The sequence below is a fragment of the Flavobacterium hiemivividum genome, assembly GCF_004349145.1.
Classification (GTDB): Bacteria; Bacteroidota; Bacteroidia; order Flavobacteriales; family Flavobacteriaceae; genus Flavobacterium; species Flavobacterium hiemivividum.
Genome location: NZ_SMFO01000004.1, coordinates 176,597 through 199,205, shown reverse-complemented (window position 1 = coordinate 199,205; position 22,609 = coordinate 176,597). Strand labels below are relative to the sequence as shown.

The following is a 22,609-nucleotide window of genomic DNA, read 5'->3' as shown; positions in this document are numbered from 1 at the left end:
CTATTCATTTCTCGGAACTGTAATCACCACTACATTTTATTTTTTGTTTTCGAAATATGAATTCTCTTTCAATATCTCAAATTCTACATCTATAATCATTTACACTCTAAAAGATAAGCAATTATGTCTAATGATTATTACTTTAAAAAGATGCTGTTTTTCACAGCTTCCAGCGCTTTTGGAATATGATTCCCAGCCTTAATACTATCAAAAATCATTATTATTTTTCCTTCTTTATCAGCCACATAGGTGACTCTTCCCGGAATCAATCCAAAAACATAGGATGGAACTCCAAAAAGCTTTCTGATTTTTTTATCGCCATCCGATAAAAGCACAAAGGGCAATTTATAGTGGGAAGCAAATTTCTGATGAGAAGCGACACTATCACTGCTTATTCCGATTACTTCAGCACCTAGGTCTTTAAAATCTTCATATTGATCCCTAAAGCTGCAGGCCTGAGCAGTACATCCCGGCGTATTGTCTTTTGGATAGAAATAAATCACCAATGGTTTATGACCTACTAGGTTTTGACTGTCGAAATCATTCCCATCAGTATCTTTCGCTTTAAAATTTGGAATCTTATCTCCTACTTTTAACTCCATTACTCTCCTCTATAAGTTACAAAATTACGAGGCGTTTCATACAGCACAACTTCCAAATCAAATTCTACATTAATCCTCTTTCTTATTTTATTCCAAATCACCACTACGATATTTTCGGCGGTAGGATTGAGATTTTCAAACTCAGGAACGTCAACATTAAGATTTTTATGATCAAACTGATCCTCTACTTCTTCCTTTATTATATCCGACAAAATTTTTATATCCATCACATAACCCGTTTCGGGATCAATCGCACCGGTAACACCTACAATTAAATCATAATTGTGTCCGTGGTAATTCGGGTTATTGCATTTTCCAAAAACAGCATCGTTTTTCTCGAAAGTCCAATCCTTGCGATACAATCGATGCGCCGCGTTAAAATGCGCCTTTCTACTTATAGTTACTCTCATGTTGTGATTTTAGAATTAGGATTCTACTTCTTAAATTTTATGTTCTTCTAAGAAATGATAGAATTCGTCGAAAATTATTTTAAACCAAACCGTATAGATTTCAGGATGTACTTGCATGTCATTTTTGACGGCATCAATCCCCATCCATTTCCAACCTTCTACTTCCTCTGGATTTATAACTGGACTTTCATTTGAATAGCCGATCATAACATGATCTAATTCATGTTCTGTTAATCCATTATCAAATGGAGCTTTGTATATAAAATGAAAAAGTTCTTTGAGCTCAGTTTTAAAGCCCATTTCCTCAAACAACCTTCTACTCCCCGCCTCAATATTAGTCTCGCCCTCTCTTTGATGACTACAACAAGTGTTAGTCCACAACAACGGCGAGTGATATTTATGATGCGCACGCTGTTGCAGCATGATCTCATTTTTACTATTCAAAACAAAAACCGAGAAAGCACGATGTAACAAAGCTTTTTCATGTGCTTCTAGCTTAGGCATCAACCCAATTTGCTCATCGTTCTCATTAACTAATATTACATTTTCTTCTATCATAATTATTTTTAGCATCACAAAAATACAAAAAAGTTAAACAATAGTAACTCCTTTAACGTTCTGTTTCGAATTGTCGAAGATACTAGAATACCTTGACATTTAACCCACATTCGACGAAAACAAACACTTAATTCTTTCTTACATTTGATATTCTAAAATCGATATCATAATGAACGAAATAAATACCCGTAGCGCCAAAATGGAAGACTTGAGTACACTTCTCGAATTCGAACAAGGAATCATAACTGCCGAACGTCCCTTTGACCCTACTTTAAAGGAAGATCCAATTTCCTATTATGATATTAAAAAAATGATTACTGCAACCGAAATTAAAATTGTAGTTGCCGAAATTGAGTCCCTTATTGTAGGCTCTGGTTATGCGCGAATCGAAGCTGCAAAACCGTATTTGAAGCACAGCAACTATGCTTATCTAGGATTTATGTACACGGACCCAAAACACCGAGGAAAGGGAGTAAACGCAAAAATTATTGAAGCTCTAAAAGAATGGTGTCGTTCCCATGATATAACAGAACTCCGATTAGACGTTTATAGCGACAATCCATCAGCAATAAGAGCCTATGAGAAGGTAGGTTTTAAAAAACACTTGCTAAATATGAGAATTGGACTTTAGCGATTTATTCGTAAAAATAACAATTAAACAAGGCATTATTTCTATCGAAAAAAAACATCAAATACACGCTGTTTTCTTTATGAATAATAAATGTGCACCGCATCGTTTTTTATATACCTTTACCTGATTTTTCTTCAAAAAAAGAATCATAAATTATTTCGATTTAAAACCCTACAAATATCCAAGTCTTTAATTTAGCATTCTATGGAAAGTCACGATTACATTAGTCTATTTGAGCAATCTCCAGCATTATTATTAGTGCTAGACCCCCATTTTAATATCGTCACTATATCTGACGCTTATTTAAAAACAACAATGACCGAAAGGGAAAATGTGATAAACAGAAACATTTTCGATGTCTTTCCTGACAACCCAAAATACAAAACATCGGGTGCGCTTGCTGCTCTACGAATTTCTTTAAATCGCGTTTTAGAGCAGCAAGTTGCCGATAAAATGGAAATTCAAAGACATGCCATTAAAAAACCACAATCAGAAGGAGGCGAATTTGTAGAACGTTATTGGAGTGTTGTCAACTCACCAATATTAGATGACAATAAAAAAGTGAGGTACATTATTCAGCTTATCGAAGATGTGACTGAAAATAAAGAATTGATCTCGAACAACCTTAAACTGAAAACCCACATTGAATTGCTAGCTGAATCATACGAGTATGCTGAAGAAATTATTGCAACTATCAACGAACCTTTCTTGATACTCAATGGAGAATTAGAAATCAAATCCGCCAGTAAATCTTTTTGTAAAAAATACAACATCACTAAAGACGAAGCCGAAGGAATCGCTCTATTTAACTTAAATAACAAGCAATGGGACATCCCAAGCTTACGTTCACATATAGAAAACATTCTCACCTATGAAACAGCACCTGAGGACCTAGAAGTTACCCATCTTTTTTATGGCATAGGCAACCAAACAATATTGTTTAATGCCAAGAGCATTTTTCAAAAAACACATGGCGAGCAATTAATCCTACTCGCTATAAAAGATATTTCTGAAGTGCGCCGATTATCAAACGAACTTCAATTAAAAGAAAAAAAGGCATTAGAGAGACAACTTGAGACCGAAAAAATAGCACTGAAAAAAATTGAAGATAGCGAGAAGCGCTACAATTTAATGCTTACTAAATCCCCTTATTCCATAGCAATATTGAAAGGCGAAAACATGGTGGTCAGCCTAGCAAATGAAAGTATCGTAGAAATGTGGGGAAAAGGAAATGACGTAGTAGGAAAAGAATTCACCACTATATTACCTGAAATTAAAGACACGCAGTTCCCCGCACTACTGAATGAAGTTTACACAACAGGAGTTCCATTTTATGGCAATGAACTATTAGCGCCTTTGCTTCGCAATGGTAAATTAGAAGATGCTTATTTTAATTTTGTCTACCAGCCTTATCACGAAGCTGACAATACTATTTTGGGAGTCACCATCATTGCTTATGAAGTTACCGAACAAGTAATTGCAAAAAACGAATTAATCATATCTAAAATCAATGCCGAGCAAAAGACTTTAATTGCAGAAGAAGCCGTAAGGTCAAAACAGCAATTTTTGTCAAACATGAGCCACGAGATTAGAACTCCAATGAATGCAATTATTGGCTTCACTAATATCATTTTAAAAACAGAGCTGAATAATTCACAAAGAGAGTATATCACGGCAATTAAAGAATCAGGAGATGCATTAATTATCCTAATTAATGATATTTTAGATATTGCAAAAGTCGATGCTGGAATGATAACCTTTGAGACAACCATATTCAGACTTACAAAGTCAATATCGACCACACTGCATCTTTTTGAACAAAAGATTTTAGAAAAAAACATAGCACTAGTACATAACTACGATCCAGCAATCCCTAAATATTTGATTGGTGACCCAATGCGTTTGCGCCAGATTATCTTAAATTTAATGAGCAACGCGATTAAATTTACTTCAAAAGGCGAAATAGGTGTAAATGTACGTCAGCTAAGTCACGACAGCGAATCGGTTACAATTGAATTTATAATTACCGATACCGGAATTGGTATTGCCAAAGATAGACTCGAACATATTTTTAAAAATTTCGAACAAGCTACCAAAACAACCAGCACTTCCTATGGCGGAACTGGACTAGGTCTTGCTATCGTTAAACAATTAGTGGAACGCCAAGGCGGGACAATAATCGCATCTAGCGAGCATGGCGTAGGATCCTCTTTTGGTTTTAGAATGAACTTCAAAAAATCAAACCGACAAGAATTAGTAGCTAATGACGAACTGGGAACAAGCTCTTTCGACACTTATAAAGAAGCAATTACCAAAGGAACAAAAGTACTCGTTGTTGAAGACGTAGTATTAAACCAATTGTTAATAAAAATAATATTACTGGATTTCGGATTTGAAATCGAAATGGCCGACAATGGCAAAATCGCGGTTGAGTTGCTCGAAAAAAATGAATATGACATTATTTTAATGGACCTACAAATGCCAGAAATGAATGGATTTGAAGCTACAGCACACATACGGAATGTTTTAAATTCTCAAATTCCTATTATCGCTCTTACTGCTGATGTCACTAATGCCGATGTTGAAAAATGCATCTCTATTGGTATGAATGATTATATTTCGAAACCAATTGACGAACAATTATTGTTTGAAAAAATCAGCAAGCATCTTGTTAAAGTTTAAGCAAGTTTATGAATTTAGGATAATCGAAAATTTGAACGATTGTACGCTATCGCAAAAGTTAAGAACAACTCACTCCTAAAATAGCATACCTCCGCAATAAAATAAAAACAACAAAAAAACCTCGATTTAAGACTAAATCGAGGTTTTTTTGTTTAAATTTTCTCCAATCATCAGGGCACATTTCTCACCATCAATAGCTGCCGAAATGATTCCGCCCGCATAACCAGCTCCTTCGCCACAAGGATACAATCCTTTTATTTGCAGGTGCTCATAAGAAATTGGGTCTCTTGGAATTCGTACTGGCGACGATGTTCTTGATTCCGGTGCGTGTAATATCGCATCATTAGTCAAATAGCCACGCATCGATTTCCCAAATTCAGAAAATCCTTCTCTTAATATCTGAGTTAAAAATCCTGGAAAAACTTCACCCATTTCTACTGATGTAGTTCCGGGAACATAAGATGTTTTCGGAATTTCTGAAGAAACTTTACTTTGCGTAAAATCGATCATTCTTTGCGCTGGTACTTTTTGAGATTCCCCAGCCAGCTGCCATGCTTTTTGTTCGATGCTTTTTTGAAACTCCATTCCAGCAAGAGCGCCAAATTTAGCAAATGGCTTAAAATCTTCTAATTTTAATTCAACTACAATTCCTGAGTTTGCTGTCGCCTGATCCCTTTTTGATGGAGACCAACCGTTAGTGACTACTTCTCCAGGACTCGTCGCACAAGGTGCAATCACGCCTCCAGGACACATGCAGAAAGAATACATTCCTCTACCGCCCACTTGCTTTACAATACTATAAGGAGCCGGTGGCAATAGCGCGCCACGATAATCACAGCTGTATTGAATACTATCAATTAAGGATTGAGGATGCTCGGCTCTAACACCTAAAGCAAAAGCTTTGGCCTCTATAAATATTTTTTTTCTATCTAATAATTCGAAAATATCTCTGGCAGAATGTCCAGTGGCCAAAATCATTTTATTTGCTAAAATCGTATCTCCTTTTTGAGTTACGATCCCCTCCACTTCATTATTTTTTATTAAAATATCAGTAACTCGAGTTTCAAATAAAACTTCGCCGCCACATTCAATGATTTTCTCCCGAATATCCTGAATAATTTGGGGTAATTTATTAGTTCCAATGTGCGGATGTGCTTCCACTAAAATATCTGGAGTAGCACCATAAGCCACAAATAACTCTAAAATACGGAGTACATCTCCTCTTTTTTTGGATCTCGTGTATAATTTTCCATCAGAATAAGTTCCTGCTCCACCTTCACCAAAACAATAATTAGAATCGTCGTTTACAAGATGATCAACATTGATTGCCTTCAAGTCACGACGACGGCCACGCACGTCTTTTCCTCTTTCGATTACTATTGGCTTTAAGCCCAATTCAATAAGCTGTAAAGCAGCAAAAAGTCCTGCTGGTCCAGCACCTACAACAATTACTTCTTGAGAAGTGGCCACATTTCCATAATCAGGAAGTTGAATTTTATTTTCTTCCAAAGGCTCTCCTTTCAAATACACCTTTACTTTCAGATTGATTTTAATGGCTTTTTGACGCGCATCAATAGAACGCTTTAAAATGAAAACATGCTGAATCTCTTTCGGAGAATTCTTTAATAATTTTCCAAGGTGCTCTTTTAGCAACATTTCATTTGCGGCAATTTCTGGAGATACTTGTAATAGGTGTTCTTGAGGCATTTCTTAAGTGATAAAACGGTGATTTTTTTACTTGCTTTTCATCGAAAAACAAAGTGCAAAAATAGTATTTTGAAGTGGATTTGAATGTTTGTTTTGGCGGTATTTGTTTTTCGTCTTCTAAACTTTGTAACTTTGCTTCATTAAACTTACACAAACGAGGCATGTCGAGACAAATAAAATTAATATGGGACTTTCGTGGACCTGCTTCCGCAAAAACAGCGGAGCATCACGAAATTCACTTAAAAGAATACATCGCGATTAAAAAATTACCACTAAACATCACGGGGTTTGAAATTCAAGGCGAAATGCAAGCGATTGCCTTTATGGTCGTTACTGATGAAAACATGATTCAAGTTCGTGATGCCCTGAAACCGCACCGCGGACAAGTCTATGAGGAAAGTGAGCAGTAAACAGTGGTCAGTATCTCTGCAAACTGAACACTAAAACCTAGTTTGTCATTCTGAGGAACGAAGAATCTCATCAAACTACTCATGTAAATAAGATTCTTTCTCTGTCAGAAGAACAAGTTTACGAATCTATTTTATCAGTATTTTCAAAAGTCAAATAGTAGCAATATTTCAGATACCAATATCTCTCAATACTGAACACTGCAAACCGAACACTGAACACTAAAACCTAGTTTGTCATTCTGAGGAACGAAGAATCTCATCAAACTACTTACCTACGCTGTGATTCCTCCATCGTCAGAAGGACAAGTTTACGAATTTATTTTATCAGTATTCTCAAAAGTCAAATAGTAGCAGTATTTCAGATACCAATAGCTCTCAATACTGAACATTGCAAACCGAACACTGAATACTAAAACCCAGTTTGTCATTCTGAGGAACGAAGAATCTCATCAAACTACTCACGTAAATAAAACTCTTCCTCCGTCAGAAGGACAAGCTTACTAATCTATTTTATCAGTATTCTCAAAAGTCAAATAGTAACAGTATTTCAGATACCAATATCTCTCAATACTGAACACTGCAAAACGAACACTGAACACTAAAACCTAGTTTGTCATTCTGAGGAACGAAGAATCTCATCAAACTACTCACTTAACGGTGATTCTTCCTCCGTCAGAAGGACAAGTTTGCGGATCTATTTTATCAGTATTTTTAAAAGTCAAATAGTAGCAGTATTTCAGACACCAATATCTCTCAATTCTGAACATTGCAAACCGAACACTGAACACTAAAACCTAGTTTGTCATTCTGAGGAACGAAGAATCTCATCAAACAACTCATGTAAATAAGATTCTTCCTCCGTCAGAAGGACAAGTTTACGAATCTATTTTATCAGTATTTTCAAAAGTAAAATAGTAGCAGTATTTCAGACACCAATATCTCTCAATACTGAACACTGCAAACTGAACACTAAAACCTAGTTTGTCATTCTGAGGAACGAAGAATCTCATCAAACTACTTACCTACGCTGTGATTCCTCCGTCAGAAAGACAAGTTTGCGAATCTATTTTATCAGTATTCTCAAAAGTCAAATAGTAGCAGTATTTCAGATACCAATATCTCTCAATTCTGAACATTGCAAACTGAACACTGAACACTAAAACCTAGTTTGTCATTCTAAGGAACGAAGAATCTCATCAAACTACTTGCCTACGCTGTGATTCCTCCATCGTCAGAAGGACAAGCTTACGAATCTATTTTATCAGTATTCTCAAAAGTCAAATAGTAACAGTATTTCAGATACCAATATCTCTCAATACTGAATACTAAAACCTAGTTTGTCATTCTGAGGAACGAAGAATCTCATCAAACTACTTGCCTACGCTGTGATTCCTCCATCGTCAGAAAGAGAAGTTTGCGGATCTATTTTATCAGTATTTTTAAAAGTTAAATAGTAGCAGCATTTCAGACAGCTAAATCTCTCAATACTGAACACTGCAAACTGAACACTGAATACTAAAACCTAGTTTGTCATTCTGAGGAACGAAGAATCTCATCAAATTACTTACCTACGCTGTGATTCCTCCATCGTCAGAAGGACAAGTTTACGAATCTATTTTATCAGTATTCTCAAAAGTCAAATAGTAGCAGTATTTCAGATACCAAAATCTCTCAATACTGAACACTGAACACTAAAACCTAGTTTGTCATTCTGAGGAACGAAGAATCTCATCAAGCTACTTACCTACGCTGTGATTCCTCCATCGTCAGAAGGACAAGTTTGCGGATCTATTTTATCAGTATTTTCAAAAGTCAAATAGTAGCAGTATTTCAAACACTAAAATCTCTGAAAACTGAAAACCGATAACTTCCTAATTAGCCACTTCACTAATGAATTTAATTCGCATCAAGCGCAATTCATCAATATCATAGTCACCTTCAAATTCTTTCAAGGCATCTTCAATTTTATCGGTTTTTGATTCCATAAAATAATCATGAATTTCCTCTTGTTGGTCCTCATCAAGCATATCGTCAATCCAATATGCGATATTCAACTTGGTGCCTGAATACACAATTTGCTCCATTTCCTTAAGTAAGGCTTCCATCGTCAACCCTTTCGCCTTAGCGATATCATCCAAAGATAATTTTCTGTCAACGTTTTGTATTATATATAATTTATTGGCTGAATTAAGCCCAGTCGATTTCACAACCAAATCATCTGGACGCACAATTTCATTATCTATTACGTAGCGATTTATTAATTCGACAAATTCACTACCGTATTTCTTCGCTTTTCCTTCTCCTACTCCATGAATGTTAATCAACTCCTGCACCGAAATAGGATATTTTAAAGCCATATCTTCTAAAGAAGGATCTTGGAAAATAACAAATGGCGGCACTCCCAACTTCTTAGATGCTTTTTTACGCAAATCACGTAGCATTCCCATCAAAACTTCGTCAATAGCTCCAGCAGATTTTGACGCACTTACAATTGCTTCGTCTCCAGCTTCATTGTATTCATGATCTTCAGACATCATAAAGGAGCTTGGACTCTCAATAAAAGCCAATCCTTTCTCGGTGATTTTTACAATACCATAAGTTTCTATATCTTTCGATAAATAACCCTCTACGAGAACTTGTCTCAATAAAGCCATCCAATATTTTTCGTCAAACGCTACACCGCATCCAAAAAATGATTGCGAGTCGGTTCTATGCGCTTTTATGACCGCATTGACTCTACCGATTAGCGTAAAAACAATTTCTTTAGATTTATATAAATGCTTGGTATCTCTTACTACTTGCAGCAATTTCACTGCCTGGTCTTTGGCTTCTACTTTTACTTTTGGATTTCTTATATTATCATCCATATCAGCACCTTCACCTGTAGCACTGTCGAATTCTTCACCAAAATAATGGAGTAAAAATTTTCTTCTCGACATCGAAGTCTCTGCATAAGCAACAACTTCCTGTAATAAAGCAAAACCAATTTCCTGTTCAGCCACAGGTTTACCAGACATAAATTTTTCTAGTTTCTCTACATCTTTATACGAATAGTAAGCAAGACAATGTCCTTCTCCACCATCCCTACCGGCACGTCCTGTTTCCTGATAATAACTTTCGAGTGATTTTGGAATATCATGATGAATCACAAAACGAACATCCGGTTTATCGATTCCCATTCCAAACGCGATTGTCGCCACAACCACATCTACATCTTCCATAAGAAACATATCCTGATGTTTTGCCCGCGTTTTAGCATCTAATCCAGCATGGTATGGCACAGCACTAATACCGTTTACCTGCAATACTTGAGCCACTGCCTCCACTTTCTTACGGCTAAGACAATAGATGATTCCTGATTTTCCTTTGTGCTGTTTTATAAATCGAATGATATCTGATTCTATATTTTTTGTCTTTGTGCGTACCTCATAATAAAGATTAGGCCTGTTGAATGACGCTTTAAAAGTCGTGGCATCACACATATCTAAGTTTTTCAGAATATCTTCTTGCACCTTTGGAGTAGCCGTAGCGGTAAGACCAATAACGGGCACGTCTCCTATTTGCTTGATTATATTCTTTAGATTCCTGTATTCCGGCCTAAAATCATGCCCCCATTCAGAGATGCAATGAGCTTCATCAATGGCTACAAAAGATATAGTTACGTTTTTAAGGAAATTGACATTTTCCTCTTTCGTCAACGATTCTGGAGCAACATACAACAGCTTCGTCAAACCCGAAGTAATATCCTTTTTAACTTGAGCGATCTCGGTTTTTGTAAGGGATGAATTTAAAACATGAGCAATACCTTTTTCTGAAGATAAACTTCTAATGGCATCAACTTGGTTTTTCATCAAAGCAATTAAAGGAGAAACAACAATAGCGGTTCCTTCTTGAACTAAAGCGGGCAGTTGATAACAGAGCGATTTCCCACCGCCTGTAGGCATAATTACAAATGTATTCTGCTTATTGAGTAAACTTTTAATAACCTGTTCCTGCAGCCCCTTAAATTGGCTAAAGCCAAAATATTTCTTTAATTCTTTATGGATATCAATTTCGTTTGAATTCATTCTTTATTATATGGTATTTTGTATAAATTTGCACCATATAAAGATACAACTTTCTTTTACACTCACAAATTTTAAACATTCTGTTTTGATATCTAAAGAAAACATATTGGCTCTAGCCAAAAAAACCATTTTATCTGAAAGCGAGTCAATTACAAAACTAACTGATTTTCTAGACGAAAATTTCGCAGATGCAACGCAGGCAATCTATAATTCTAAAGGCAGATTAATCGTAACTGGGATCGGAAAAAGTGCAATCATTGCTCAAAAAATGGTCGCCACATTTAATTCTACCGGTACACCATCCATGTTTCTTCATGCCTCCGAAGCCATTCACGGTGACTTAGGAATGCTTCAAAATGACGATATTATTATCTGTATTTCAAAAAGCGGAAACAGTCCAGAGATAAAGGCCGTTGTCCCGTTTCTAAAACGTTTTGGAAATACACTAATCGCCATCACCGGAAACATGACTTCATTTCTTGCCAGAGGATCTGATTTTGTTTTAAACACTACTGTTGACGCCGAATCCTGTCCTAATAATCTCGCTCCTACAAATAGCACTACCGCACAATTAGTAATGGGCGATGCTGTTGCAGTTTGCTTAATGGAAATGCGAAACTTCAAACCGGAAGATTTTGCCGTTTATCATCCTGGCGGTGCTTTGGGCAAAAAGCTATTACTCCGAGTGCAAGACATGCTGGAACACACTTTAAAACCAATGGTTTCTCCTGATGCGCCAATTAAAAAAGTAATTTTCGAAATCTCCGAAAAACGCCTAGGTGTTACTGCCGTTATTGAAAATGATATTGTAATCGGAATTATAACTGACGGTGATATTCGAAGAATGTTGAATGAAAGAGATTCTTTTGCCGAGTTGACAGCGAAGGACATTATGACCAAAAATCCAAAAGTAATTCAATCCACAGATATGGTTGTTGACGCATTGAATATTCTCGAAGATTTTTCCATCACACAATTAGTGGTAGTTGATCAAGGCGAGTACAAAGGCGTTTTACATTTACACGATATTTTAAAAGAAGGAATAGTATAATGGCAAAAAAAAATCAAAACGAAATGTCGTTTTTAGATCATCTTGAAGATTTAAGATGGTTACTAGTACGCAGCACGATCGCAATAATTATTATGGCTATCGCCACTTATTTTTTTAGTGGCTTTTTGTTCGATACTATAATATTTGGACCTACAAGACCTACATTTTTTACCTATCAATTTTTCTGCGAGCTATCGCATTCTTTGGGCTTCGCAGACAATATTTGCATCACCGAAATGCCCTTCATCATTCAGAATACCTCAATGGAAGGACAGGTAAATGTATTTATTTGGGTTTGTATTCTTGCAGGATTTATTTTAAGCTTCCCTTATATCTTATACGAAATCTGGAAGTTTATTAGTCCGGCCTTATATATGAACGAGAAGAAAAATGCCAAAGTATTTATCTTTTTCTCTTCGCTACTTTTCTTTTTCGGAGTCATATTTGGCTATTTTGTGGTTATTCCCATGTCAATAAACTTTGTTTCGACCTTTACAGTCAGTGACATTGTACTAAATCAGTTTACACTAGAATCTTATATCGGAATGGTAAAAACATCCGTGTTGGCGAGCGGACTGTTTTTCGAACTTCCCATTATCATCTATTTCTTAACAAAACTAGGTTTAGTAAGCCCAGCTTTCCTAAGAACATATAGAAAATATGCAATTGTACTTGTACTTATTATCGCCGCGATCGTAACACCTCCAGATGTAGTAAGTCAAACTATTGTTGCAATCCCAATGCTACTAATCTACGAAGCAAGTATCTTTATCTCAGTATTTGTATCTAAAAATAAAAAAGAATAATTATGGCTGATATTATCGAAGAATTTAATGAATATCGTTCTCGAATGAACGAAAAATTACTGGCTGACAACAACAAAATAGTGAAACGTATTTTCAACCTAGACACTAATGCGTATGCTGCCGGTGCTCTTGATGTAAAAACCAAAGAACTACTAGGTTTAGTGGCTTCGGCTGTACTTCGTTGTGACGATTGTGTAAAATACCATTTAGAAACCAGTCATAAAATTGGGGTAACCAAAGAAGAAATGATGGAAGCAATGGGAATCGCAACCTTAGTGGGCGGAACTATCGTAGTACCACATTTACGTAGAGCCTATGAGTTCTGGGAAGCGCTTGATGAAAATTAGCATAATTTAGTCCCGATAGCTATCGGGATCAGAAGTTAAAATCCAAAATTGAAGTTAAAAGCTAAAGCCAAATAAACGAAATTCGTTTCTTTGCAAGGATTAAAAATAGTTCTCGATGTATCTCATAAAAAAGCGATACACTTAAACTGTCGATCACCTAATTAAACGCTTAACGTTTAAACCAAAGCACATGATATTAAGAGCCGAGAATTTAATAAAAACATACAAAGGACGAAGCGTCGTAAAAGGCATTTCGGTAGAAGTAAATCAAGGTGAAATCGTTGGACTTTTAGGTCCAAATGGTGCCGGAAAAACAACTTCTTTTTATATGATTGTAGGATTGGTAAAACCCAATTCGGGCAATATCTATCTTGACGATTTGAATATCACCGATTATCCAATGTACAAACGCGCACAGCACGGAATTGGATATTTAGCGCAAGAAGCCTCTGTTTTTAGAAAACTAAGCATCGAAGACAATATCTTGAGCGTTTTACAACTTACTAAACTATCCAAAGAAGAGCAAGTTGCCAAAATGGAAAGTCTGATTGCCGAGTTTAGCTTAGAACACATCCGTACAAATCGTGGCGATTTACTCTCTGGAGGTGAACGCCGTCGTACTGAAATAGCACGATGCCTAGCAACCGACCCAAAGTTTATCTTACTTGACGAACCTTTTGCTGGAGTCGACCCCGTAGCTGTAGAAGACATTCAGAGGATTGTAGCGCAATTAAAAAATAAAAACATCGGAATACTAATCACGGACCATAACGTTCAGGAAACCTTAGCTATTACAGATAAAACCTACCTTATGTTTGAAGGCGGAATCTTAAAAGCTGGAATTCCAGAGGAATTAGTGGAAGATGAAATGGTACGTCGCGTATATCTGGGACAAAATTTTGAATTGAGAAAGAAGAAGATCGAGTTTTAAAAGTCCTCCCCCCAGCCCCCTCCAAAGGAGGGGGTGACTGGATGTGAAAAAACATTTCATTAATGATTGTGCTAGGAAGGTTCTCGATACTCTCGTTCCTTCATTCCGATAGCTGTCAGAAAAAGAATGCTAGTTGGAGTGAAAAAAATATTTCAAGAATGATTGTGCAATGAAAGTTCTCGATACTCTCGTACCTTCAGTCCAATATCTACCAGAAAGAGGGTGATAGTTATAGTAAAAAAACCACGTCAGTTCGAGTGATTTTTTAAGCTGCGCAGAGCTCTTTTTATAAAATCAACGTTCTGCTTAAAAAATTTTATCGAGAACATTTTATAATCCGCACGAAGTCTAGAAACTAGTTGACGCACATATACACAAGTCAAGGAATTTGACAATCTTAATCTATTAGCTAACCAAAATGACTCCAAAAGAAAAACCAAGTAAAGAAACTTTAGAAAAATGGCACAAAGACCCTAACAATTGGATTGGCGGAATATTCTATTTTAACAAAGAGGACAAACGTATCCTTCCGCCTAAAAGAATTGCCTGGATGGGTTGGACAGTCAATTTTGCTAACACTATTTCAGTGGCAATATTTGTACTACTGCTAATGCTTATAATCGGGGTTCTTATCTTCTCCCCAAAGAAATAGTAGCAATTTCTTCTAGCTCTAAAAATTATTCGATAGTAATAAACTGCAGCTGTTGCAAATCGCCGTTGTAGATATTTACATCTACATTCCCTTTTATTCCTGGCACGCTTGCTTTTTCAGTAAACTGCCAAAACAACCAATCTTCCTCCATACTTTCGCGGTAAAAATTATAATTAGCGATCCAAAAAAGATAATCACTAAACTCTTCTTTTAAAAAATCATCATAGTAACTTTCGCCGGTATAAATAATCGGTTTCACTTTATAATGCTCTTCTACCCTTTTCAACCATCTTTTTAAGCCGATTTTTAATCGCTCGACAGACTGATTTTTAGGTAGTTTTTCAATATCTAAAACAGGCGGTAAATCCCCTTTCCTTAAAGACACCGTTTTAATAAAAAGATCGGCTTGCTCTATGGAATTCTCATTGGGGCGATAGTAATGATAAGCCCCTCGAATCAATTTGTTTTCTTTGGCGCCAAGCCAATTCTTCTCAAACTTCCGGTCCAAGCGGTCTTTTCCAACCGTAGCTCGAATAAATACAAATCGCACAGCATATTTGCTTTCTATAGTATCAACATCGGCCCATTTAATTCTCCCTTGGTACTCAGAAACATCTATTCCCACCGCCTTTCCTAGATGATTGTCTAGAACTTGGTAATTTCGAACATCAGAAATACGCTTATCTTCTGCCTCTTGCCTTAAAACTTTATCTGATTTAAAACTAAAATAATAAGCCAGGCCATTTCGATAATGATACCCAACGCCAACAAGAAGAAGTATAAAAAATGAAACTATTGCAAAGCGTGAAACCTTACCAGAAAAAAAAGAAGCTTTCTTTTTAGCCTTGCGCCTTACCGGCGGCTTCCTTTTAACGTTTGCTTTTCTCATCTAACGAAAATTTATTGCTCACTACTGACAGTAATACATATCCAATGATAACCATTGGGATTCCTGCAAATTGGAAAAAAACCAGCAATAAAAACGATAGGAACAAAAAGACAATTTGAAGTGCATTGTCCTTGAGGTTGAATTTTTTAATCTTTAGAGAAAACAACGGAATCTCGGCATTCAAAATGTAAGCACTAAAGAGTGTAACACATAATAAAACCCATTGACTTGTTAGGATTTCGAGAACCAGCAAAGAATCTGAATATTTTAAAACTAGGGGTAAACTTAATATAAAAAGAGCATTGGCAGGCGTTGGCAATCCAATGAAGGAATTTGTCTGACGGGTATCGATATTAAACACAGCGAGACGGTAACAAGAACCCATGGTGATAATAAAACCAAGATAAGGCAACATATAGTGCCCCGAAATATCTTGCTGACTTTCCGACAGCATACGAAACATAACGAATCCCGGTACAAAACCGCTCGTAACCATATCAGCTAATGAATCTAATTGTAATCCTAGCGGACCTGAAACTTTGAATAATCGAGCAAAAAAGCCATCAAAAAAATCTAAAAAGATTCCAAGACATACAAAATAAAAAGCCATTTCAAAATCGGATTTCGTCACAAAGACCATCGCAATGCAGCCACAAAGTAGATTAAGTAATGTTATTGAATTAGGGATGTGTTTTTTAATGTTCATTGCGTATCGAATTTTAGAGTCTTATCGGACAAATTTAATATAATAAGTGAATGCAGCAGCCGTTTTTTATAGAGATTATCAACAGTAAAATTTGCAAGACGGTTTATTTAATAAAAGAACGAACTAAGCTCAGCAAAATATTATATTTTTGGTAAAAATTAAATTCCGCTTTGGCTTCATAAAAAACAGCACGATTGAAAAAAATTCAATTCTTTTTATTGCTTTTGGTTTGTACCGCTAATTATGGTCAAGCGGTTAGAAAATATTCCAATGAGTTTATGAATATTGGTGTCGATGCGGCAGCCTTAGGAATGGCAAATGCCGTGACAGCTTCAACTGCCGACGTAAATTCTGGCTACTGGAATCCCGCAGGATTAACCAAATTAGAAGATAGTCAACTGGCTTTAATGCACGCGAGTTACTTTGCAAATATTGCCCAGTACGATTACATTGGCTATGCAAGCCCCATTGACGACCGCAGTGCTTACGGTATTTCGTTAATCCGTTTTGGTGTCGATGATATTTTGAACACTACAGAATTAATAGACAGCGACGGAAATATTGATTACAATAGAATTAGCCTTTTCTCTACAGCTGATTATGGTTTTACTTTTTCTTATGCTCGAAAATTAACCGTTCCCGGATTTCAATACGGTGTAAATGCTAAAATAATAAGAAGAATAATCGGGAAGTTTGCCGATTCTTGGGGATTTGGATTTGACGTCGGACTCCAATTCGAAAAAAACGACTGGCAATTTGGCTTAATGGTTCGCGATATTACAACAACATACAATGTTTGGAATATAGACGAAAAAGAATATCAAAAAATTGCTGATGCTATACCGGGACAGAATCAAGAACTTCCTGAAAGTACAGAGATCACAGCTCCAAAAGCACAGCTAGGACTTTCCAAAAAATTCATTATTCGCTACGATTACAGTATCATGGCTGCCGCCAATGTCAATATGCGTTTTGCCAAAACCAATGATGTTTTTTCCTCTGATTTTGTGAGTGTAGATCCAGCATTAGGACTCGAATTTGGATATACCAATCTTGTTTTTGTACGGGCGGGTGCGGGTAATTTTCAAAATATAGAACAATTAGACAACACCGAAAAAGTAAGTTTCCAGCCTAATATCGGCCTGGGTTTTAAATACAAAGGCATCCAAGTGGATTATGCCTTAACTGATTTAGGAAATCAAAGTGCAGCTTTGTATTCGAATATCTTTTCACTAAAAGTGGATTTATCGCTTTTTAGGAATTAAGCGATTAAAAAAAAACTGTTACGCAAAGATGCGCAAAGGAAATGAAGAGATGCGCAAAGTAATGTATTTTTAAGAGTCGTATAAAAGAGAGAACATTATTTTAAAAACGTCTGTTCGAGTGTCACGCTTTTTTGCCTGATATATCGAGTACTGTTTTAAAAACGTCTGTTCGATGTATCGATTTTTAGAAATTAAGGAATTTTTAAAAAAAATGTTACGCAAAGATGCGCAAAGGAAATAAAGAGATGCGCAAAGTAATTTATTAATAAGAGCATTATAGTTGAGAGAGCACTATTTTAAATACGTCCGTTCGAGTGTCACGCTTTTTTTGCCTGATGTATCGAGAATTGTTTAAAAACGTCTGTTCGAGTGTCACGCTTTGTTGCCTGATGTATCGAGAACCGTTTAAAAACGTCTGTTCGAGTGTCATGCTTTTTTGCGTGATGTATCGAGAACCGTTTTAAAAACGTCTGTTCGATGTATCGATTTTTAGGAATTGAGCAATTTTAAAAAACTGTAACGCAAAGATGCGCAAAGGAAATGAAGAGATGCGCAAAATAAATAATTTATGAAAGCATTATAAAAAAGAGAATATTGTTTTAAAAACGTCCGTTGGAGTGTCACGCTTTTTTGCGTGATGTATCGAGAACCGTTTTAAAAACGTCTATTCGAGTGTCACTTATTTTGGTGATGTATCGAGAATCGTTTTAAAATCCATGATTGAGTTAAAAAAAATATGAAAATTATCAAAACACCAAACCCAATGAATAATTCATTATTTCAAAAAATAGTATGTGCAGTTCTGCTAATAGCAACAATGAACTACGGCTTTGCACAAACCCCGATATTATCAGAAAATGCGCGTGTTAGTGTTTTAACCTGCGGCACCGGAAATGAGTCCTATTCTCTTTTTGGACATACCGCCATTCGCATTAACGATACAAACCAATCTATCGATTTGGTTTATAATTATGGCGCTTTTGACTTTAACACACCTAATTTCGTCGCTAAATTCACAAAAGGAGACCTACAGTATTTTGCCGTTACACATCCCTACACTGATTTTATAAACCAATACGACTACGAAAAAAGGTCTGTCTATGAGCAAGAATTAAATATTCCCGATAGCCTAAAACAAAAACTGTTTGAGAATCTGAATACTTCATTAGCTTCTGGAGACAGCTACTACACCTATAAATTTATTGATAAAAACTGCACCTCCATGGTCGTCGATATTATCAATAAAACCCTCGGCAGCGACGTTATTGAAAAAAACACCGACACGGATATTAGCTACAGAAGTATTCTATACCCCTATTTTGACGGTCATTTTTATGAAAAACTAGGAACTAGTATTATTTTTGGAAAAAAAGTAGATAAGCTAGGTACTCACATCTTTTTGCCTTTCGAATTGAACAAAAACCTAAAAACGGCGCAGTTCAACAATCAGCTGCTTAGCAAGGAGAATAAAACGCTTCTTGAGTTTAATGAATCCCCGCCCACTTCCTGGTGGAACAATTGCTATACCTACTTGATCCTTCTGGGATTTATTATCCTTATGAATTCAAAAATAATAAACCAAGTGTACCTTTTATTTATAGGTATTTTAGGTATCTTCTTTTTGTTTGTTGGTTTCTATTCAAACCATCACGAACTGGCCTACAATTACAATATCTTATTATTCAATCCCGCCTTACTCGTTCTAATTTATTTTTGGCATACAGACAACAAGAAATGGATCTACAATATCACTTTATTCAACTTGCTTTCTTTGGTAATCTATTTATTTATAATGATCAACAAAGCTCACTTATTAATTGTGTCACCTCTAATTATTACCAGTGGAATAATATTGGTCAAATTAGCACTAAAAAACAAAAAGCCGACACCAATTATCATCTAGATAAAGCTATCCATCATACAAATTAAATACATCAATGAGTTTTGAAATTGCCATTTGCTATTGCCATTGATATTGAAATTATATGGATCAAATTGGCACGCAGATTTTGCAGATTATCACAGATAAAAGTAAAGCAAATCCGTCAAATCAGCGTCATCCGTGGTCCATTTTTATTTTTCAAATCGTCTCGAGAGCATTTCAAATGATTTTTAAAGTAATAGCAAAGCTTGTTTTCGAATTTAATAAGCCGCTTTATAAACAATTGATATTGACATTGAAACTGCCATTGATATTATATGGATATTATATTGATCAAATTGACACGCAGATTTTGCAGATTTCCAAAGATAAAAGTAAAGCAAATCCGTTTAAATCCGTCAAATCAGCGTCATCCGTGGTCCATTTTATTTTTTCAAATCGCCTCGAGAGCATTTAATTGATTTTTAATGTAATAGCAAAGTCTTATTTTCGAAGTAAATAAGCCCCTTTATAAACAATTGATATTGATATTGACATTGAAACTGCCATTGCCATTGCCATTAAACTTTCCCTACTGCCCTCTATAAAACAAAACCGTAGTAATCGTACGCAGAGCAATATTCAGATCCAGATAAAAACTCCGATGTTTAATATAATAAAGATCGTATTGCAACTTAATCAGACTGTCATCAATCGATTCCCCATAAGAGTAGTTCACCTGTGCCCATCCAGTAAGCCCTGGTTTTATGATATGTCTCGTCTCGTAAAAAGGCATGATTTCCGAAATTTCTTTTACAAAAAAAGGACGTTCCGGGCGCGGACCTACTAAACCCATATCACCTCTCAAGATATTAAGAAACTGCGGAAACTCATCGAGACGAGTTTTGCGCATAAAATTTCCAAATACGGTTTTTCTAGGATCTGTAACTGTCGAAAAAACCGCCTTATCAGCTTCAGAAGTATTCTTCATACTTCTAAATTTTAAAATTGAGAAAACAACTCCGTCTTTACCGATACGTTCTTGAGTATAAAACAACTCCCCCCTATTACCGATGGCATTCCCCAGTATAATAAAGGGTATAAACACCACGCATAAAAGAAGTCCTACAATTGAAATAATTATTTCAAAAAATCGAACAATGGACAAATAAAATTTATTTTGATTGTTGCGGCTAAATGGAAAAAAACGATAAAAATCCCTTTCGATATACTGTACCGGAACGCGATGTGTCTTACTCTCATAAACCTGAGTGTACTCCCGGACGATTTTCCCCGACTCTAACAGCTCTATCAATTGCTGGTACAATTCTGAAGTTATCCCTGCTGTATCTTTCGAAGCAATCACGACTTCAGAAACGGCATTTTTTTTAACATAGGCAGCCAAATCCTTTTTGTGTATCGCCTCCACATCTTGATAGGGTCTAATATCACTATTTTCCGTAGCATCAGCACTTACATATCCAATAATCCGATAATGCGGATCAATATTTTGCAGTCCTAAGATCAATTCTTCCAATTGTTCCTGCTCACAAATCAACACCGCGTTTTGAAGAAACCGATTGCTAGCCAGAAAGCGAACATAAAACAACCGCCACAAAATCAAAGTGCTAAAAATAACGGCGTAAAAAACTAAAATCTGGATTCGGTTTGAGGGAAGTTCCGGCGAAAAAACAGGAGTCAATAAATAGACCAAGGCTGTAGTAGATGCTGTTAAAAACGTACTTTTCAAGACGGCCAATTGGTTGCTGGCAACCTGAAGATTATACATTTCGAAAATAGCGCCAAATATACTGAGGTACAATGCCAAAAAAATAATCCAATATCGGTTAGTCACTGCCGCTTCCAAATAGTTCAGCTCAAAAAAAGTCCCAACCAAATACACGGCGACTAAAACAAAAACAACATCAAAAAGACGAAGAATTAACTTCCGCTCTGATATTTCAAAATGCATCTTGGACTTGGACATTACTTTATGTAGATATGCCTGCAATTTAGCAATTTTATTGAGTAATCTACATAAAACGACTCATTTCTACAAACAAAATAACGCTGATTAGCTTCCAAGCAAAACACCACCTCTTTTCAGTAAAATTGGACTCGTTAAACAGTTTCCTATAAACCTCAACGACATATAAACCATTGACTTACAAACACCAACTCATTTAAAGTACCACCACATAGCAGTGAAAGAGAAAGGGTGTAATTCTTGATCCGCAACGCCTGTCAAAAATTAACAATATCGATGTAATAGTGGAGAAATAGCTACAGTATCGAACAAAAAATGAAGAATGCATGCTGCATTTTAGCTCCTTTGGGCACTAATAAAACTGATCACTAAATAATGACCACTTCTCACTTCTCACTTCTCACTTCTCACTATCCTAACAATCCCGTACTGCTGCAAGTGTTGAAAATGGAACACGGATAAAAACAATTTAAACTGGTAAAAACGGATTTCTATATAAAAAATCAGCGAACATCCCCCGATCTGTGTCCCAATATTGAATTACTAGTCCGCTAAACCGACATTCTCATATAATTTTAAATACCTCTGAACTATTCTTCCCGAAACTATTGCACTAATTGAGATCACCGATCACTGAATTCAGATCACTGATCACTGCTTCTCACTTTCATATTGGCTTTATCACACATCCAATCATAACTCATAACTCAATACCGACATCTGAAAACTCCTCCCCTCGCCCTTAAATTAAAAACGGCGAAAAACAACGAAAAAACGGCGTGGCAGCAGTCCGCGAGTTGAGCCTAAAAGGCGAACGGCTCGGGCTGTGGAACAGAGTTTTGAGGTAGTTTTTAAGTTTTTAATTTTCAGGCTTGATCTTTTGTTTCTTTTGCATCAAGGCAAAAGAAAAAATCCCTTCATGAAAACCTACTCCCCCGTTAACGCAAATTTGCAATCCGTGCCTAAAAAAAAAAAAATCAAAACAACCAACTTCCTACTGAGACAATATGAAAATTTCACATTCACACATAACTGAAAACTCCTACT

The 22,609-nt window shown here is 36.1% G+C and carries 18 protein-coding genes; 10 read left to right on the top strand and 8 right to left on the bottom strand.

Annotated features, from left to right (window positions below; genetic code table 11):
* Positions 1 to 137: 137 nt before the first annotated feature.
* Genes E0F98_RS08170 through idi form a run of 3 tightly spaced genes read right to left on the bottom strand, consistent with a single transcriptional unit; the run spans position 138 to position 1,570 of the window.
* Positions 138 to 602, bottom strand: a complete 465-nt coding sequence (locus E0F98_RS08170; protein ID WP_132110306.1) for a peroxiredoxin — start codon at positions 600 to 602, stop codon at positions 138 to 140.
* Positions 602 to 1,012 (bottom strand): 6-pyruvoyl trahydropterin synthase family protein, encoded by a 411-nt coding sequence (locus tag E0F98_RS08165; protein ID WP_132110304.1) that lies wholly within the window; start codon positions 1,010 to 1,012, stop codon positions 602 to 604. The genes E0F98_RS08170 and E0F98_RS08165 overlap by 1 nt, the downstream gene beginning before the upstream one ends.
* 30 nt (positions 1,013 to 1,042) lie before the next feature.
* Positions 1,043 to 1,570, bottom strand: a complete 528-nt coding sequence (gene idi / locus E0F98_RS08160; RefSeq protein WP_132110302.1) for an isopentenyl-diphosphate Delta-isomerase — start codon at positions 1,568 to 1,570, stop codon at positions 1,043 to 1,045.
* A 169-nt stretch (positions 1,571 to 1,739) separates the two neighbouring features.
* Here idi and E0F98_RS08155 point away from each other — a divergent pair, with 169 nt between their 5' ends.
* Together E0F98_RS08155 and E0F98_RS08150 are read left to right on the top strand one after the other, a co-directional pair.
* The gene (locus tag E0F98_RS08155) at positions 1,740 to 2,201 is read left to right on the top strand and encodes a GNAT family N-acetyltransferase (RefSeq protein WP_132110300.1); all 462 of its coding nucleotides are present in this window, start codon (positions 1,740 to 1,742) and stop codon (positions 2,199 to 2,201) included.
* 204 nt (positions 2,202 to 2,405) lie between these two features.
* The gene (locus E0F98_RS08150; RefSeq protein WP_132110298.1) at positions 2,406 to 4,883 is read left to right on the top strand and encodes a PAS domain-containing hybrid sensor histidine kinase/response regulator; all 2,478 of its coding nucleotides are present in this window, start codon (positions 2,406 to 2,408) and stop codon (positions 4,881 to 4,883) included.
* A 132-nt stretch (positions 4,884 to 5,015) separates the two neighbouring features.
* On the opposite strand, the gene E0F98_RS08145 is transcribed toward E0F98_RS08150, so the two are convergent.
* Entirely contained in the window at positions 5,016 to 6,590 is a 1,575-nt protein-coding gene (locus E0F98_RS08145; protein WP_132110296.1) for an NAD(P)/FAD-dependent oxidoreductase, read from the bottom strand.
* A 161-nt stretch (positions 6,591 to 6,751) separates the two neighbouring features.
* On the opposite strand from E0F98_RS08145, the gene E0F98_RS08140 reads away from it, so the two are divergent.
* Positions 6,752 to 7,000, top strand: coding sequence for a hypothetical protein (locus E0F98_RS08140; protein WP_132110294.1), 249 nt, complete (start codon positions 6,752 to 6,754; stop codon positions 6,998 to 7,000).
* A gap of 1,871 nt (positions 7,001 to 8,871) precedes the next feature.
* Here E0F98_RS08140 and E0F98_RS08135 read toward each other — a convergent pair.
* Complete coding sequence (locus tag E0F98_RS08135) at positions 8,872 to 11,067, bottom strand: ATP-dependent DNA helicase RecQ (protein WP_132110292.1); 2,196 nt, start codon at positions 11,065 to 11,067, stop codon at positions 8,872 to 8,874.
* A gap of 85 nt (positions 11,068 to 11,152) precedes the next feature.
* Here E0F98_RS08135 and E0F98_RS08130 point away from each other — a divergent pair, with 85 nt between their 5' ends.
* From E0F98_RS08130 to E0F98_RS08110, 5 genes are all read left to right on the top strand, one after another.
* Complete coding sequence (locus E0F98_RS08130; protein ID WP_165929297.1) at positions 11,153 to 12,118, top strand: KpsF/GutQ family sugar-phosphate isomerase; 966 nt, start codon at positions 11,153 to 11,155, stop codon at positions 12,116 to 12,118.
* A complete protein-coding gene (gene tatC / locus E0F98_RS08125) occupies positions 12,118 to 12,924 on the top strand; it encodes a twin-arginine translocase subunit TatC (RefSeq protein ID WP_132110290.1) in 807 nt (268 codons plus the stop codon). The genes E0F98_RS08130 and tatC overlap by 1 nt, the downstream gene beginning before the upstream one ends.
* 2 nt (positions 12,925 to 12,926) lie before the next feature.
* Entirely contained in the window at positions 12,927 to 13,271 is a 345-nt protein-coding gene (locus E0F98_RS08120; RefSeq protein WP_132110288.1) for a carboxymuconolactone decarboxylase family protein, read from the top strand.
* 190 nt (positions 13,272 to 13,461) lie between these two features.
* Positions 13,462 to 14,202, top strand: a complete 741-nt coding sequence (lptB, locus tag E0F98_RS08115; protein ID WP_132110286.1) for an LPS export ABC transporter ATP-binding protein — start codon at positions 13,462 to 13,464, stop codon at positions 14,200 to 14,202.
* A gap of 418 nt (positions 14,203 to 14,620) precedes the next feature.
* Positions 14,621 to 14,854, top strand: coding sequence for a DUF5808 domain-containing protein (locus tag E0F98_RS08110; RefSeq protein WP_132110284.1), 234 nt, complete (start codon positions 14,621 to 14,623; stop codon positions 14,852 to 14,854).
* A gap of 25 nt (positions 14,855 to 14,879) precedes the next feature.
* On the opposite strand, the gene E0F98_RS08105 is transcribed toward E0F98_RS08110, so the two are convergent.
* Both E0F98_RS08105 and E0F98_RS08100 read right to left on the bottom strand, forming a co-directional pair.
* Positions 14,880 to 15,743 carry a glycoside hydrolase family 25 protein gene (locus E0F98_RS08105; RefSeq protein WP_132110282.1) on the bottom strand — a complete coding sequence of 288 codons (864 nt, stop codon included), beginning with the start codon at positions 15,741 to 15,743 and terminating at the stop codon, positions 14,880 to 14,882.
* Positions 15,724 to 16,449, bottom strand: a complete 726-nt coding sequence (locus tag E0F98_RS08100; RefSeq protein WP_132110280.1) for a CDP-alcohol phosphatidyltransferase family protein — start codon at positions 16,447 to 16,449, stop codon at positions 15,724 to 15,726. The genes E0F98_RS08105 and E0F98_RS08100 overlap by 20 nt, the downstream gene beginning before the upstream one ends.
* A gap of 194 nt (positions 16,450 to 16,643) precedes the next feature.
* Between E0F98_RS08100 and E0F98_RS08095 the strand changes: the two genes are divergently transcribed.
* Both E0F98_RS08095 and E0F98_RS08090 read left to right on the top strand, forming a co-directional pair.
* Positions 16,644 to 17,714, top strand: a complete 1,071-nt coding sequence (locus E0F98_RS08095) for a putative type IX sorting system protein PorV2 (RefSeq protein ID WP_449404271.1) — start codon at positions 16,644 to 16,646, stop codon at positions 17,712 to 17,714.
* A gap of 736 nt (positions 17,715 to 18,450) precedes the next feature.
* Complete coding sequence (locus E0F98_RS08090; protein WP_317126190.1) at positions 18,451 to 19,617, top strand: Lnb N-terminal periplasmic domain-containing protein; 1,167 nt, start codon at positions 18,451 to 18,453, stop codon at positions 19,615 to 19,617.
* A gap of 550 nt (positions 19,618 to 20,167) precedes the next feature.
* Here E0F98_RS08090 and E0F98_RS08085 read toward each other — a convergent pair.
* Positions 20,168 to 21,562 (bottom strand): exopolysaccharide biosynthesis polyprenyl glycosylphosphotransferase, encoded by a 1,395-nt coding sequence (locus E0F98_RS08085; RefSeq protein ID WP_132110461.1) that lies wholly within the window; start codon positions 21,560 to 21,562, stop codon positions 20,168 to 20,170.
* Positions 21,563 to 22,609: the final 1,047 nt, after the last annotated feature.

Bases quoted from the DNA above. Each gene is read 5' to 3' on its own strand.
- E0F98_RS08120 (WP_132110288.1), top strand. From the start codon at position 12,927: ATGGCTGATATTATCGAAGAATTTAATGAATATCGTTCTCGAATGAAC.
- idi (WP_132110302.1), bottom strand. From the start codon at position 1,570: ATGATAGAAGAAAATGTAATATTAGTTAATGAGAACGATGAGCAAATT.
- tatC (WP_132110290.1), top strand. From the start codon at position 12,118: ATGGCAAAAAAAAATCAAAACGAAATGTCGTTTTTAGATCATCTTGAA.
- lptB (WP_132110286.1), top strand. From the start codon at position 13,462: ATGATATTAAGAGCCGAGAATTTAATAAAAACATACAAAGGACGAAGC.
- E0F98_RS08140 (WP_132110294.1), top strand. From the start codon at position 6,752: ATGTCGAGACAAATAAAATTAATATGGGACTTTCGTGGACCTGCTTCC.
- E0F98_RS08085 (WP_132110461.1), bottom strand. From the start codon at position 21,562: ATGTCCAAGTCCAAGATGCATTTTGAAATATCAGAGCGGAAGTTAATT.
- E0F98_RS08105 (WP_132110282.1), bottom strand. From the start codon at position 15,743: ATGAGAAAAGCAAACGTTAAAAGGAAGCCGCCGGTAAGGCGCAAGGCT.
- E0F98_RS08165 (WP_132110304.1), bottom strand. From the start codon at position 1,012: ATGAGAGTAACTATAAGTAGAAAGGCGCATTTTAACGCGGCGCATCGA.
- E0F98_RS08090 (WP_317126190.1), top strand. From the start codon at position 18,451: ATGAAAATTATCAAAACACCAAACCCAATGAATAATTCATTATTTCAA.
- E0F98_RS08145 (WP_132110296.1), bottom strand. From the start codon at position 6,590: ATGCCTCAAGAACACCTATTACAAGTATCTCCAGAAATTGCCGCAAAT.
- E0F98_RS08100 (WP_132110280.1), bottom strand. From the start codon at position 16,449: ATGAACATTAAAAAACACATCCCTAATTCAATAACATTACTTAATCTA.
- E0F98_RS08135 (WP_132110292.1), bottom strand. From the start codon at position 11,067: ATGAATTCAAACGAAATTGATATCCATAAAGAATTAAAGAAATATTTT.
- E0F98_RS08155 (WP_132110300.1), top strand. From the start codon at position 1,740: ATGAACGAAATAAATACCCGTAGCGCCAAAATGGAAGACTTGAGTACA.
- E0F98_RS08170 (WP_132110306.1), bottom strand. From the start codon at position 602: ATGGAGTTAAAAGTAGGAGATAAGATTCCAAATTTTAAAGCGAAAGAT.
- E0F98_RS08110 (WP_132110284.1), top strand. From the start codon at position 14,621: ATGACTCCAAAAGAAAAACCAAGTAAAGAAACTTTAGAAAAATGGCAC.
- E0F98_RS08150 (WP_132110298.1), top strand. From the start codon at position 2,406: ATGGAAAGTCACGATTACATTAGTCTATTTGAGCAATCTCCAGCATTA.